The sequence below is a fragment of the Microbacterium sp. CFBP9023 genome (assembly GCF_034045055.1).
Lineage (GTDB): Bacteria > Actinomycetota > Actinomycetes > Actinomycetales > Microbacteriaceae > Microbacterium.
This window is the reverse complement of sequence record NZ_JAXCWI010000003.1, coordinates 458,649-472,841: the sequence shown is the minus strand read 5'-3', so window position 1 is coordinate 472,841 and position 14,193 is coordinate 458,649. Positions and strand designations below refer to the sequence as shown.

The 14,193-nt window shown below is 69.4% G+C and carries 14 protein-coding genes; 7 read left to right on the top strand and 7 right to left on the bottom strand.

Annotated elements, in window-relative coordinates; all coding sequences use genetic code 11:
* From SOM10_RS16900 to SOM10_RS16890, 3 genes are all read right to left on the bottom strand, one after another.
* Entirely contained in the window at nucleotides 1–1,062 is a 1,062-nt protein-coding gene (locus tag SOM10_RS16900; RefSeq protein WP_320491245.1) for a winged helix DNA-binding domain-containing protein, read from the bottom strand.
* 36 nt (nucleotides 1,063–1,098) lie between these two features.
* Complete coding sequence (locus SOM10_RS16895; RefSeq protein WP_320491243.1) at nucleotides 1,099–2,547, bottom strand: glyceraldehyde-3-phosphate dehydrogenase; 1,449 nt, start codon at nucleotides 2,545–2,547, stop codon at nucleotides 1,099–1,101.
* A 163-nt stretch (nucleotides 2,548–2,710) separates the two neighbouring features.
* The gene (locus SOM10_RS16890; RefSeq protein ID WP_320491242.1) at nucleotides 2,711–3,250 is read right to left on the bottom strand and encodes a hypothetical protein; all 540 of its coding nucleotides are present in this window, start codon (nucleotides 3,248–3,250) and stop codon (nucleotides 2,711–2,713) included.
* Between the two features lie 67 nt (nucleotides 3,251–3,317).
* Here SOM10_RS16890 and SOM10_RS16885 point away from each other — a divergent pair, with 67 nt between their 5' ends.
* Entirely contained in the window at nucleotides 3,318–3,902 is a 585-nt protein-coding gene (locus SOM10_RS16885; protein ID WP_053095466.1) for a TetR/AcrR family transcriptional regulator, read from the top strand.
* 152 nt (nucleotides 3,903–4,054) lie between these two features.
* Complete coding sequence (locus tag SOM10_RS16880; protein ID WP_320491240.1) at nucleotides 4,055–6,034, top strand: primary-amine oxidase; 1,980 nt, start codon at nucleotides 4,055–4,057, stop codon at nucleotides 6,032–6,034.
* A gap of 79 nt (nucleotides 6,035–6,113) precedes the next feature.
* Here the strand turns inward: SOM10_RS16880 and murQ are convergent, their stop codons facing one another.
* Together murQ and SOM10_RS16870 are read right to left on the bottom strand one after the other, a co-directional pair.
* On the bottom strand, nucleotides 6,114–7,049 hold the full coding sequence (gene murQ / locus SOM10_RS16875; protein ID WP_056277815.1) for an N-acetylmuramic acid 6-phosphate etherase: 936 nt from the start codon (nucleotides 7,047–7,049) through the stop codon (nucleotides 6,114–6,116).
* Nucleotides 7,039–7,977, bottom strand: coding sequence for an N-acetylglucosamine kinase (locus SOM10_RS16870; RefSeq protein WP_320491239.1), 939 nt, complete (start codon nucleotides 7,975–7,977; stop codon nucleotides 7,039–7,041). The genes murQ and SOM10_RS16870 overlap by 11 nt, the downstream gene beginning before the upstream one ends.
* A gap of 79 nt (nucleotides 7,978–8,056) precedes the next feature.
* Here SOM10_RS16870 and SOM10_RS16865 point away from each other — a divergent pair, with 79 nt between their 5' ends.
* Nucleotides 8,057–8,911, top strand: coding sequence for a MurR/RpiR family transcriptional regulator (locus SOM10_RS16865; protein ID WP_187249329.1), 855 nt, complete (start codon nucleotides 8,057–8,059; stop codon nucleotides 8,909–8,911).
* A 10-nt stretch (nucleotides 8,912–8,921) separates the two neighbouring features.
* On the opposite strand, the gene SOM10_RS16860 is transcribed toward SOM10_RS16865, so the two are convergent.
* Nucleotides 8,922–10,064: a DUF998 domain-containing protein gene (locus tag SOM10_RS16860; protein ID WP_320491238.1), complete on the bottom strand. Its 1,143-nt coding sequence runs from the start codon at nucleotides 10,062–10,064 to the stop codon at nucleotides 8,922–8,924.
* A 112-nt stretch (nucleotides 10,065–10,176) separates the two neighbouring features.
* Between SOM10_RS16860 and SOM10_RS16855 the strand changes: the two genes are divergently transcribed.
* On the top strand, nucleotides 10,177–11,133 hold the full coding sequence (locus SOM10_RS16855) for a helix-turn-helix domain-containing protein (RefSeq protein ID WP_053095460.1): 957 nt from the start codon (nucleotides 10,177–10,179) through the stop codon (nucleotides 11,131–11,133).
* A 25-nt stretch (nucleotides 11,134–11,158) separates the two neighbouring features.
* On the opposite strand, the gene SOM10_RS16850 is transcribed toward SOM10_RS16855, so the two are convergent.
* On the bottom strand, nucleotides 11,159–11,551 hold the full coding sequence (locus tag SOM10_RS16850) for a hypothetical protein (protein WP_320491235.1): 393 nt from the start codon (nucleotides 11,549–11,551) through the stop codon (nucleotides 11,159–11,161).
* Nucleotides 11,552–11,769: 218 nt separating this feature from the next.
* Here SOM10_RS16850 and SOM10_RS16845 point away from each other — a divergent pair, with 218 nt between their 5' ends.
* Genes SOM10_RS16845 through SOM10_RS16835 form a run of 3 tightly spaced genes read left to right on the top strand, consistent with a single transcriptional unit; the run spans nucleotide 11,770 to nucleotide 14,188 of the window.
* Complete coding sequence (locus tag SOM10_RS16845) at nucleotides 11,770–12,561, top strand: MoaF C-terminal domain-containing protein (protein WP_295102507.1); 792 nt, start codon at nucleotides 11,770–11,772, stop codon at nucleotides 12,559–12,561.
* Between the two features lie 31 nt (nucleotides 12,562–12,592).
* A complete protein-coding gene (locus tag SOM10_RS16840; protein ID WP_072590934.1) occupies nucleotides 12,593–12,982 on the top strand; it encodes a nuclear transport factor 2 family protein in 390 nt (129 codons plus the stop codon).
* A 36-nt stretch (nucleotides 12,983–13,018) separates the two neighbouring features.
* The gene (locus SOM10_RS16835) at nucleotides 13,019–14,188 is read left to right on the top strand and encodes an ABC transporter substrate-binding protein (protein WP_072590933.1); all 1,170 of its coding nucleotides are present in this window, start codon (nucleotides 13,019–13,021) and stop codon (nucleotides 14,186–14,188) included.
* Nucleotides 14,189–14,193 lie beyond the last annotated feature (5 nt).

The following is a 14,193-nucleotide window of genomic DNA, read 5'->3' as shown; positions in this document are numbered from 1 at the left end:
TCAGCCGTCGAGGAAGCGGGTGAACCGCGCGAGCGCCGCCCGCACCGCCTCGTCGTCGACCGGCCGCGAATCCGGCACTGACTCGAAGAGCTCCGGCGGAGACCCGAGCGAGGCGCTCGCGTGCGTCCAGCATCCGATCACCCGGCCGTCGGCGACGAGCGTCGCCCGCACCATGCCGTTCTTGCCCGGTCCGACGAGAGCGAGATGCTCAGGGGCGCAGACATCCGTGCGGTCGGCGTAGGAGATGTAGTACTCGTCGAAGGCTCCGAGCGCCAGCACCGCCGGGGCACTCGATGACCGCCGCGGACGAGCGACGCCGATGAACATACCCTCGTCGACCTCGGCCACGCGCGCCGCCGCGCGATCCCGCGCCTCGCGCGCCTGCCCCAGCGTGAGGCCGGACCACCAGGCGAAGTCCGCGACGCCGGCCGGACCGTGCCCGTCGATGTAGCGCACGAAGAGCTCGGCGAGCGGATCGTCGGGCGCCGCATGCTCGCTGATGTGCTGCTCGACGAGCACGAAGCGCTGCTCCCGGCTCACACCATCGCGCGCGACGACCGGACCCTGGCAGATCAGCCCGTCGAGGGTGAGCTCGCTCAGCAGATGGATGCCGCGCTGCCCGGCGGGATCGATGCCGATACCGGCGAACACCTCGAACATCTCGGCCCGCGTGAGTCCTCCGTCGCGCAGACGCGGCACCGCCGCCGCCACGACCGCGGCGACCATCGACGCATCGATCCCGAGATCGCGACGCCTGCCCGCCGCCTGCTGACGCTGCCGCGCGGCGGTCACCGAGAGCACCCAGCGCAGGTCACGCGCCGGGATGATGTGCAGCGTGCCGCGCATGGTCCACGCGCGCACCAGGTCGCCCCGGGCGAAGGCCCGGTCGACCGCGCGGAGCGGCGGCTCGCCACGGGTGCGCGAAGCCAGGACCCACCGCCCGGCGGTGAAGTCCTGGCTCTGCACCGCGAGCATGTGCGACGCGGCATCCGTCACCGTGCGCGCCGGAGCGCTGAGACGATGCGAGCGGAGCCGCTCGGCGCGCAGAGTCGCGGTCTTCATGCCCTCATCATGCCGGGCACGACCGACATCGCGCACTCACCCGTGCAGCGTCACCTCACGGCGCTCGGGGAGCACGATCGGATGCGAACCGGCCATGACCTCGAGCACGCGGATCACCTGGCACGAGTACCCGTACTCGTTGTCGTACCAGACGTACAGCACGACATCCCGGTCGTTCGCGATGGTGGCGAGGCCGTCGACGATGCCCGCGCGATGCGAGCCGACGAAGTCCGTCGAGACGACCTCGGGGCTCTCGACGTAGTCGATCTGCTGGCGCAACTTCGAGTGCAGCGAGACGCGGCGCAGGTAGTCGTTGAGCTCGTCCTTGACCGCCGGACGCTCGAGGCCGAGGTGCAGCACGGCCAGCGACACATCGGGCGTCGGCACGCGGATCGCAGAGCCGGTGAGCTTGCCCTCGAGCTCGGGCAGCGCCCGCGCCACGGCCTTCGCCGCGCCCGTCTCGGTGATCACCATGTTGAGCACGGCAGACCGGCCACGACGGTCACCGCTGTGGAAGTTGTCGATCAGGTTCTGGTCGTTGGTGAACGAGTGCACCGTCTCGACGTGACCCCGCACGATGCCGTAGGCCTCGTCGATCGCCTTGAGCACCGGGGTGATGGCGTTCGTGGTGCACGAGGCCGCCGTGATGATCCGGTCGTCGGGCTCGATCGTGCTGTCGTTGATGCCGTGCACGATGTTCTTGAGTGCGCCCTTGCCAGGCGCCGTTAGCAGCACGCGAGCGACCCCCGCCGACTCCAGGTGGCGGCTGAGACCCGCCTCGTCGCGCCATCGTCCGGTGTTGTCGACGACGATCGCGTCGTCGATGCCGTACGCCGTGTAGTCGATCGTCGAGGGGTCATCGGAGTAGATCACCTGGATGCGGGTGCCGTTCGCGATGATCTGATCGGCGTCCTCGTCGACCGTGACGGAGCCGGCGAAGCGGCCGTGCACCGAGTCGCGCAGCAGCAGCGACGCGCGCTTCACGAGGTCGTTCTCGGATCCTCGACGCACCACGATCGCGCGCAGTCGCAGACCGCTGCCACCCCCGTTGTGCGCGACGAGGATGCGGGCGAGCAGCCGCCCGATGCGACCGAAGCCGTACAGCACGACGTCGGTGGGCGCTGCCGCGACCGCACCCATCGCCGGCGCGAGCACCTCGGCCAGGTACGCGTCGAGGGGCAGGTCACTGTCGGCGTGGCCCGCGGCGAGGCGCGCGAGGTCGAGCGACGACGCACCGGGTGCGAGTTCGTGTACCGCCTCGAGCACCCCGAGGGTCTCGTCGAGCGGGAGCTGTTCATGCCCGAGCTGCGCCACCCTGTCGTGCACCTCGACGATGCCGGTGGCCGAGAGGCCGAGAAGTCGGTGGCCGTGGAGGGAGGTGACCACGTCGCGTTCGCGCTTGAGAGCGCCGATGAGCGGGATCATCCGCTCGGCCAGCTCTTCTCTCGCCGTCCAGTCGTCGTAGGGTGCGGCGGTTACGTTCATCTGCGTCCTTGCATGTGTGAGCGCGCCGAGGTCGCCGGCGCGCGAGATTGCCGGGTGAGCTTCGGGGGATGCGTCCAGGGTACGCGCCGGGCGCGAGGGTTCTGAAATCAGAGGCCACGCGCTGCCCCGACCGGCCTCGGTGGCCGATCCGACTGGCCGGCCGTCAGAACCCGAGGCACATGACGGAGACTCCCGCCGCCATCGCCCACGACTCGACCGCGAGCAGGCGGGCGGTACGCCCCTGATGCACGGGGACGAGCACCCACTCGGCGACGACCGTCCAGAGCACGACGCCGATGACGCCGACGATCACGAGCGCCGAGAGGAGCCCGCCGAGCCCATGCCCACCGTGGGCCCCGACCTCGGCCGCCCCCGCCATCGCCTGGCCCGTCGACAGGCTCTCGAACGAGCAGATCGCCATGACGAGCGACACCAGTGCACGGTGACAGCAGGTGGCGGCCGCGGGCGTTCCGCGCACGCCCGCCGTGCCGAGCATCGCGGAGACGAGGAGCACGAGTGCGGTCACCAAGCTGATCAGCGGATCGCCACCGCTCACCGCGATAACGATCATCGCCGCTGCCATGATCAGGGCGCTCTGCCTCCCCTGCCACGGCACAGCCCGCCAGACGGCGATGCACGCAGCGGCGGAGACGACGGCGGCGAGCGCCATCAGCCACGGTGCTGCGGGGAGGAGGTGATCCACACACGCATCATATTGATCAATCGCTCAAAATAGCGAGACCCATGGCTCATGCACCAGGATGGGGCATGTGCCCCGCGTCGTAGACCACGATGAGCGCCGCCGGCAGATCGCCGAGGCGCTGCTCGCCGTCGCCGCTCGCGACGGACACGAAGCGGTGTCGTCTCGTGCGGTCGCCAAAGAGCTCGGTGTCGCCACCGGCTCTCTCTGGCACTACTTCGACGGATTCGACGACGTCGTGCGTGCAGCCGCTGTGGAGATCACCCGACGCACCGACGAGCGCATCCGGTCGGTGACGACAGGGCTCCGCGGGCTGAGCAGACTCGACGCCCTCATGCGGGAGGTCCTCCCCGTCGACGCGGAGACGCGCACGGAAGCGTATGTCGTCGTCGGATTCTGGGGCCGCCTCGCGACCCTCGCCTCAGACCCGGACGCCGGCTCCCCCACTCGCGCGACCTGGCAGAACGGCATCAGCGAAGCCATCGACGAAGCGGTCGCCGACGGCGAGCTGTCCCCCACCACGCCGAAGCACGCGGTGATGTCGCTGCTCCGTTCGATCACCTACGGACAGCAGGTGCTGGAGGTCACCGAGCCCCGTGGCGCGGACGCTCACCTCGCGGTACTCGACAGCATCCTCGCGCCCTGGCGCGCCTGAGTCACTGCCACACCCCGCACGCTCGCGCCACCTGCCAGCCGCGCACGCTCACTCGGCCTACTGACGATGTGCTCTTGTGCGCCCCGCCGCGCCGTCGTACCATCGATCCAATCCGTTTATTGAGCGATCGCTCGAAATAGTGAGGTACGCCGATGTCCCACCCCCAGCCCGTCTCCATCGACCGGATCCCGACCCCGCATCCGCTCGACCCGCTCACCGGCGGCGAGATCGCCGCGGCGCGCGCCGTGCTCGACTCCGCAGGACTTCTCGGCGAGTCCGTGCGCGTGCCGATGCTGCTGCCCGACGAGCCCACGAAGCAGGAGCTCGCGGCATGGTCACCAGGCTCCCCCATCGACCGGCGGGTGGACGCGACCCTCCTCGACACCGCGACGGGTGTCGCCAGCGAGGTCGTCGTCTCGATCACCCGAGGCGAGGTCCTGCGCAACGAGCGGGTTCCCAACGATGCGCCGCCCTACGGCCAGCCCCAGTACCTCTTCGAGGAGTACGAGCGCGCTGAGGCGATCGCGAAGGCGTCACCAGAATGGCAGGCGGCGATGACGCGCCGCGGACTCGCCGCGCACATGGCTCTCGCGTTCTGCGGACCGCTCGCACCCGGGTACACCGGCCGCGCCGATGAGGTGGGCCGCCGGGTCATCCGCTCTCTCACCTTCCTCAAATACGACGAGCACGACTCCCCCTGGGCGCATCCCGTCGAAGGGCTGGTCGTGCACATCGACCTCACGACGAACAGCGTGATCCGCATCGACGACGAGGGCGACGTGCCGGTGCCGGCGGGCCACGGAAACTACTACCCCGAGGTGCAGGGCGCCGCGCGCACCTCGCTCAAGCCGATCGAGATCACGCAGCCGGAAGGCCCCAGTTTCGCCGTCAGCGGCTCGCTCGTCGAGTGGGAGAACTGGTCGATGCGGGTGAGCTTCAACGCCCGCGAGGGTCTCGTGCTGCACGACGTCAGGTTCGACGGACGGTCGGTTCTCAGTCGGGCGAGCGTGCCCGAGATGGTCGTGCCCTACGGCGACACCGCACCCGGACGCTTCTGGATCAGCTACTTCGACGCCGGCGAATACCTTCTCGGCAAGAACGCGAACCACCTCGAGCTCGGCTGCGACTGCCTGGGGGTGATCCGCTACCTCGACGGCTATGTCGCCGACGACCACGGCCATCCGGTGCGCATCCCGAACGTGGTGTGCATGCACGAGGAGGACTACGGCATCCTCTGGAAGCACACCGACCTCGCCGGCCGCTCGGACGTGCGCCGCTCGCGCCGCTTCGTGGTGTCGTACTTCTCGACGATCGGCAACTACGACTACGGGTTCTACTGGCACTTCTCCCTCGACGGCTCGATCGAGGTCGTCGCCAAGGCCACCGGGATCGTGTTCGCCGGCGCCGGCGAACCGGGGGTGCGGCAGAAGCATGCCACCGAGCTCGCGCCGGGCGTCTTCGCGCCGGTGCACCAGCACCTGTTCTGCGCACGGCTCGATGTCGCCGTCGACGGCGAGGAGAACCGTCTGGTCGAGATCGACGCGCAGCGTATCCCGATGGGGCCGGACAACCCGTTCGGCAATGCCTTCACGTGGTCGGAGACTCCGTTGCTCTCCGAGGGCGGGGCGCAGCGGGAGGCGGACACCTCGGTCGCGCGCGCGTGGGAGGTGCAGAGCACCACTCGGACGAACCACGTCGGCCGCCCCACGGCCTATCACCTGATCCCGGAGCCCACCGCTCTGCTGATGGCCGACCCGGCGTCATCCGTCGCCGCGCGTGCGGCGTTCGCGACCAAGCATCTCTGGGCCACCCGCCATGAACACGGGCAGATCTGGCCGGCCGGCCGGTATCCGAACGCGCACCAGGGAGGCGCCGGCCTGCCGGAGTACTCGGCGGGCGACCGTTCGCTCGACGGCGAGGACATCGTGCTGTGGCACACCTTCGGACTCACGCACTTCCCGCGCCCCGAGGACTGGCCGATCATGCCGGTCGACTATGCCGGATTCTGGTTCAAGCCGAACGGCTTCCTCGATCAGAACCCCGCGATGGATGTTCCCGAGTCGTCTCAGGCGCACGTCACCGAGGACGCCGGATGCTGCGGAGGTGGCGAGGGCTGCACCTGCTCCCACTGAGCCGCGGCGTCGGCCTCGGCGGTCGACGCGGCGTCGTCATCGGGAACGCCCTGGCGGAAGCACGCGGCGAAGGTACCCCTCACGACAGTGCGGCGATCGCGACACGGAGGATGCCGTCGGCGCTGTCGAGCGCGTGGGCCGAGGCTTCTGCGGACGCCCCCGTGGCGACCATCAGGATCGCGAGCTTGACCGATCCCCCCGCCGCATCCAGGGCGGCGGAAGCCTGGTCGACCTCTGCGCCGGTGAGCTCCGTCACGGTGCGGATCGAGCGCGCGCGCAGCTTCTCGTTCGTCGCCTGAAGATCGACCATCACGCCGTGATATGTCTTGCCGAGCTTGATCATCGACAGCGTGGTGAGCATGTTCACGACGAGCTTCTGGGCTGTTCCCGACTTCAGACGCGTCGATCCCGAGATGAACTCGGGCCCCGTGACCACCTCGATCGCGATCTCGGCGACCGCGCCGATCTCGGATGCCGGATTCGAGGCGATCGCCACGGTGAGCGCGCCGACTCCCCGAGCGAACTCCAGACCGCCGACGACGTACGGGGTGCGACCCGACGCCGAGATCCCGACGACGGCGTCGCGCTCGGTGAGGCCGAGCTCGCGCAGCGAGGCCGCTGCCGCCGCGTCGTCGTCCTCGGCATTCTCGACCGCCGACCGAATGGCCGTCTCGCCTCCGGCGATCAGCCCCACCACCATCGAGGGGTCGGTGCCGAAGGTCGGCGGGCATTCGCTCGCGTCGAGAACTCCGACGCGGCCTGCGGTGCCCGCCCCGAGATAGATGAGTCGTCCGCCGGCGCGGAAGCGGGCGGTGATGCCGTCGACCGCCGCGGCGATCTCCGCACTCCGCTCGCCGACGGCCGCCGGCACACGATGATCTTCCGCGTTCATGCGCCGCACGAGCTCATCGGTGTCGAGCAGATCGAGGTCGCCGCGATCGGTCGTCGACGCCTCGGTGCCGAGCGTCGAGAGGACGTCGAGGAGCGCGGTCAGTCTGGCGTGTTCATTCGGCACGATGCACGAACCTTTCGTGGGGAAGATCGGTGCGCTCCGCGAGCAGGAGCGCACCGTCGAGGGCGTCGCCGGAGGAGACGACGACCGTGCGGTCAGCGGCGCGGAGCGCCTGGGCGAGCGACGAGCGGAACCAGACATGGTCGGTGAGCCCTCCGTGCAGGGCGACCTCGCGACTGCTCGAGGACGCCGCGATCGCCGACGCGACGAGCAGGCGGATGCCCTCGGCGGCGATGTCCGCGGAGACGGCGTCGCCGCTCTGCGCCGCATCGAGAAGCAGCGGCGCCAGAGTCGCGAGACGGCGAGGCACCGGCCCGTCCATGGAGATCCAGGCGGGAACCGCGGCGGGCTCGCCGATCGTCGCCGCGACCGCATCGGTGAGCACGGTCTCGACCGCGAGCCCGACCGAGGCGCGCAGGACGGCACGCAGCGCCTCGCGCCCGAACCAGGATCCGCTGCCGAGGTCTCCCAGCTCGGGACCCCACCCGTCGACCAGCGTCGCCACCTCGCCGTCGATGCCGAGGGCCGCAGCGCCCGTTCCGGCGATCAGCAGTACGCCCGCACCGCCCCCGAGCGCTCCGGCATGAGCGGACACCACGTCGGAGGTCACCGCGACGGGCACGTGAAAGGCATCGGCGAGGACGGCGGCGAGCTCTGATGCGGCCTCGGGGGCGGCCCAGGCTCCGGCCGCACCCACCGAGACCGCGGAGATCTGTGCATCGAGATGATCTCTCATCGGCAGAATCGCGGCGAGAGCTGCGTCGACGCCCCCTGCGACCGCGAGCCCGGGAGCCCCGATCCCGTCGTACACGGGACGCCGGGGCACTCGACGCTCATCCGCGGCAGAGACGACGCCGGATGATTCGGCGATCACGGCCCGGCAGCGCGACTTGCCGAGGTCGACGGCGACGAGAGCATGCGAAGAGGGCATGGAAATAGTCTACGCACGAGCATCCGATCATGAAAGAATTGTTCACACGCCCGAAATCCGCCTCTGACGCAGGAGAGCCATGAGCATCCAGACGACGATCGCCTCGGCCGCCGAGAAGCTGCCGCCGTCGCTGGCCCGCATCGCTCGGACGATCGCCGACGATCCCACCATCGTCGTCGACAGCACGATCACCGAGATCGCGGCGAGGTGCGACACGTCGGTCGCCTCTGTCGTCCGCTTCTGCCGCACCATCGGCGTGAACGGCTACGCCGCGCTGCGGATGGCGCTGGCCACAGAGCTCGGTCGCGAATCCGTGCAGTTCCCCGCGGCATCCGGTTTCGGATCCGAGATCTCCGCGGCCGACACCCTGCGGGAGGCGACCGCGAAGGTCGCCGCACTCGAGCTGCTGGCCATCGAGGAGACCGTCGCGAACCTCGACTACGACGAGCTCGCGGCCGCGGTCGAGGCGATCGACGACGCCGACCGCGTCCTGCTCTTCGGGATCGGCGCGAGCGGACAGGCGGCTGCGGATCTCGGCCGCAAGCTGCTCCGCATCGGACATGCGGCGATCGTCCTGACGGACGCGCACGAGGCGAGCGCCGCCGCATCGCTCGGAGCGAGGAAGACCGTGGCGATCGGGTTCTCCCACTCGGGAACGACCCGCGAGACCGTGCACTTCCTCCAGACGGCACGGGCTGCATCCGGCACCACGATCGGCGTCACGGGTGGGCCGGCCTCGCCGCTCGCCGAGAACTGCGACCACGCCCTGCTCACGCGGGCGCGTGAGCCTCGCCTCCGCGCGGGCGCGATGGTGAGCCGCATCGCGCAGCTCGCCCTGGTGGACTGCCTGTTCGTCGGCGTCGCCCAGCGCCGGCACGCGCACACCATCCATGCGCTGCAGCGCACGGCGGATGCCACGCAGCCGCTGCGCTGAGGACCGACGCTCAGGCCGGGGTCGGACCGGGCCGCTGCCCCGCGTGCACGGACCCGGCGGGGTGCGCTGATGCGGCGAGGTGCACCGATCCTGCGGTCCGGAGGAACACGATGATCCAGCTGAAGATCAGCACCGCCGCGATCAGCTCGACCGCCGTGAGGTTGTAGTAGCCGACGGCGAAGAACACGCCGAGCAGCACGATCACGAGCACGTAGATCCACCCGAGCACCACGAACACCCGTGGGATCGTGCGCACGAACCAGGGCAGCCCCACGACGATCACGGCGAACGCGACGGTCATCCCGGTGGCGACGGTGTTGTGCACGAGGAAGAACTCGTCGACCGGGAAGATCCCGACGCACGCGAGGAAGATCCCGATCAGGATCAGCCCGCCTCGCACCACGCGCCGTCCGCGACGATCGACGTGGTCGTCGACCGGCAGTCCCGCCGTGGCATAGCGGGCGATCGTCGTCACCAGGACCCCGGCGATGATCAACGTCGCGTTGAAGGCCAGAGACGCGCTGTTGCTGCTCATCCCCAGCGCCGACAGGTTGTCCTGCCACCAGTGCACATCGCTGGAGGCGAGCATCGCCGCGAAGGCGCCGACCACGAGGAAGACCGCCAGGACGAGGGAGAGCACCATCGGCGTGAGCGCCACCGCGCTCAGGAACGTCACATAGGCGGTGAGAGCGAACGCGACGGCCACCAGGATCGCCCCGGGGAAGGCGAACACCGGGGCGTCGGTGAAGCTGCGATCGAGCAGTTCGGCGATTCCGAGCCATCCGAGGTACGCGATCGCGGCGTGCGCGAAGGCGATGGCGGCCAGGTCGTACCAGCGCAGCCGATCCCCGGGGACGCTGAATCCATCGCGGGTGCCGTCCGGCGCGACCGCCGCCGGTCGCACGACGAGACGCCCGAGCGCGAACGCCAGGACGGCGGTGATCGCGCCGCCGTAGGCGGCGAACGCGCCGATCGAGCCGGTGCCGCTGATCGCCATCTCCTGGCCCCAGAAGACCGGCCACCCGATGGCGAAGCCGAGCACGAAGAACACCGCCCCGACTATGAGCGCGGTGGCCTCGAAGACCGCATCCGCTGTGTCGGGTCCGCGCAGCTGACGCAGGACCTGCATGACCTTCTCGCCGAGATATCGCATCACTGGCCTCCGCCCACATCATAGAAGCCTCGCCCTCCGGACCGCGCCGGTGATAGCATCACGGCACGGATCGTATACAACGTCGTCGTTCCACCACCCGAGGTGATCAGTCATGAACGGTGCACTCGCCGCCCCCGCCGAATCGGTGTCGACGCTCGTCGCGCGCAACATCAGCGAGTTCCGGGCCGCCGTCTCGGAGTCCTTCGTGCCGCTCCAGGTGTCGACGGCCGGGCCCGACCACTTCCGCGGGATCATCCGCGGCGCCTCAGTCGACGAGGTGCACGTCAACGAGGTGCGCGCCACCTCGCACGTCGTCGAGCGGACACCCGAGCTCATCGCACGCAGCGACCGGTCGTACTTCAAGCTGAGCCTCATGCTCGCCGGCACCGGGATGCTGATCCAGGACGACCGGGAGGCCGTGCTCCAGGCCGGCGATCTCGCCGTCTACGACACCGACCGCCCGTACTCGCTGGTCTTCGACGACGACTTCCGCACGATGGTCGTGATGTTCCCCAAGCACCTGATCAGCCTGCCCTCCGACATGATCGGCCAGCTCACAGCAGTGCGCATCTCGGGTCAGGGCGGTCTCGGCGGAATGGTCGTGCCGTATCTGACGCAGCTCGCCGGCAACCTCGACCAGCTCGCCGGCACGACAGGGGCACGACTGGCGCACAGCGCGCTCGACCTCGTCACGACGGTGTTCACCCGCGAGCTGGGCCTCGACGAGGTGTCGGCCGACCCTCATCGCGCGCTCGTGCAGCGCATCCGCTCGTACATCGACCGCAACCTCGCCTCGACGGATCTCGGACCCGCGACCATCGCATCGGCGCACTTCATCTCGACCCGTCACCTGCACGGCCTGTTCCAGGAGCAGGGCGTGACGGTGTCGACCTGGATCCGCACCCGCCGCCTCGAGCAGTGCCGTCGCGATCTGCTCGACCCGATGCTCGCCGACCGGCCCGTCGCCGCGATCGCGGCCCGATGGGGCTTCGTGGATGCGGCGCACTTCAGCCGCGCGTTCAAGTCGGCGTTCGGCATCTCCCCCAGCGAGTACCGCGCGGCGCACTGAGCGCAGCGCAGCGGGAGAACGTCCGTCAGGGGACGTAGACCGGCGGCGCGAACATCGTGCCGCCGTACAGCATCTGCACGGCGACGAAGCCCGGCAGCGACACGGCGGCCACGAGCGCGAGCGCCAGCATCGCACTGAGAAGCACCCGGCGGCGTCCTCCGTCCCGGACGGCGAAGAAGGCGCCGATCGCGATCAGGGCGTGGAGCACCAGCACGGGCACGAGGCCGATGGTGAACCCCCAGCCCTCCATCGTCGACCCTGCGGAGACGGCCTTCGACTGCTCGCTGAACTCCTCCTCGTACGACATCCCGCACCAGACCCACGCGACGGCGAAGAACAGGAGAGCGAAGAAGATGGATGCCGTCCAGGCGACCGCCTTGACCGCCGGCGAGAGGGCGGCCCGGGGTTCTGTTCGCATGACTCATCCTGACACCCGCCCGGAGCCGCGCCGCTGACGCCACGGCGGATTCCCAGGCCCGTCCTTGCTCTGCAGGGCACGCCGGTTGACTGTCGGCGCGCGATGGCGACGCTTCTCTTGAGCGGATGCCAGGGCGAGCCGGAGCATGAGGCAAGCACACCGCGAGGATGCGGTGCCCGGAGCGAGGACGCTCCGCCGCATGCGACGTCAGGACTCCCATGACCGCTCCCGTCACGACCGATCCCGCACTCGACGAATGGCGCACGTACGACGAGTTCGCCGCCGGGATCGACACCTTCCGACTGCCGAACACCTCGCTGTCGGGCACCGCGCTGACGCTCACGCTCGACGATGGATCCGCGCTGGCGCTGACGTTCGATGCGGTCGCTGTCACCTGGTCAGGACTCGGCGAGTCGGGCACCGACCCGTACGACGCCGTCGCGGTGCGCGACGACGTCATCTTCGTGAACATCCCGCTCGAGAGCCGTGAACGCGAAGCAATCACCGTCGTCTATTCGACCTCCACCCACCGGGCCACCGTCGTGCGATCACGCATCGCGGCCGAGGCTGTCGAGGGCACACCACAGGTCGGTCAGGACTTCTGGGCGGCGACGACCGATGCCGGTCCCGCGACGGGCGAGGTGCCGGGGCCGAGCCGAGACCTCATCGGCAAGCGCAACATCTATCGGTACAGCCCGCACCACCTCTACGAGCACGTCTACATCTCGAGCCGGCGCTACGCCTGGCAGTGCCTCGAGGGCGTGCAGCGGGGCCACGGCGACATGGACCTGTCGACCGTCTGGAAGTTCGCCGACGGCCTCTACCTCTTCTGCTTCCGGGAGTTCCGCATCGCGGTCGCGAGCGTCTGGCTGCACGACCTCGGCTACCAGCTCATGACGACGGGGATCTTCCTCGGCCTCACCGGCGACGGCGCCGCGGAGCACTCCCGCGGCGGCGGTCACATCTATCCGCTCGGGTCCGTCGACTACCCCGACGCCCAGCCCGTCTGACCCCGCGACGAGATCCAGGAGAGGACCTCCCATGAGCAACGCCGACATCATCGCCGCGCACTACGCGGCCAGCGACCGCGGCGACCTCGACGGCATGCTGGCGCCGCTCGCCGACGACGTGAGCTGGACCGAGGCCGCCGGTTTCCCGTACGCCGGCACGTACATCGGGCCGGATGCGGTCGCGGCAGGCGTCTTCCAGCGCATCCAGGACGAGTGGGACGACTACACGGTCGCGATCGACGAGGTCATCGACGGCGGGGACGTGGTCGTCGGCATCGGCACCTACTCGGGCACGTACCGCGCGACCGGCCGATTCTTCGCGGCACGTGTCGCGCATGTCTGGCGCCTGGCCGATCACCGGGTCGTCGCGTTCGAGCAGTTCACCGACACCGAACTGGTCAACCGCGCGCTGCGCGACTGACCGCAGCACGACAAGCACACGAGAGGCAGGAATCACATGAACAAGCGAGTATCCGGCACTGCGGCGCTCATCGCCGTGGCAGCCCTCACTCTGGCAGGTTGCGCCGGCGGAGACGGCAGCGGAGGTGGCGGCGACGCCCCGATCGTCGTCGGCTCCGTGAACACGATCAGCGGTCCGGCGACGTTCCCCGAGGCGTCGCAGGCGGCGGCCGCGGTGTTCGACGCCTTCAACGAGGCCGGAGGCCTCGACGGACGCACCATCGAGTACAAGACCCTCGACGACAAGGGCGACCCGGCCACAGCCACCGCGTCAGCCCGAGAGCTCGTCGGCAGCGACGGGGCCGTCGCGCTGGTCGGATCAGCGAGCCTGATCGAGTGCGAGATCAACGCGAAGTACTACGAGCAGGAGGAGATCCTCTCGCTGCCCGGCATCGGAGTCGATACCGGCTGCTTCGCGAGCGACAACATCTCCCCCGCCAACGTCGGTCCGTTCAACGACATGACCCTCACGCTGCAGTACGGCTCGGAGGTGCTCGGACTCGACGACATCTGCATCCTGCTGGAGATCGCAGGATCCACCCGACCCACCTACCAGGCGGCGATCGACAAGTGGACCGAGATCACGGGCAAGGAGCCGAAGTACGTCGACGACACCGTGCCGTACGGCGCCTCGGACTATACGCCCTACATCGTGAAGGCCCGCGAACAGGGCTGCAAGGCGCTCGCGATCAACCCTGTCGAGCCCGACGCGATCGGCCAGGTCAAGGCCGCGAACGCGCAGGGCTGGGACGACGTGACCTGGCTCTATCTGACGAGCGTCTACAGCGAGAACTTCGCGGATGCGATCGATGACGCCGGGGCCGGCATCTACGTGCCCGCCGAGTTCTACCCGTTCACGGACGACGACGAGATCAACACCGACTGGCGGGAGCTGATGGAGGCCAACGACATCCCCCTCACCTCATTCAGCCAGGGCGGATACCTCGCCGCGACCTACTTCATCGAGGTGCTCGAGGGCATGGACGGCGACATCACCCGCGAGACGGTCACCGAGGCGCTGCGCGGAATGGATCCCATCGAGAACCCCATGGTCGGAACGCCCTACGCCTTCGGCACGCAGAACACCGCGGGATGGCCGATCATCCTCGAATCCGGCACGAACGCCTGGGAGAAGGTCGCCGACGACTGGCTCCGCATCGGCGAGTAGCCGCC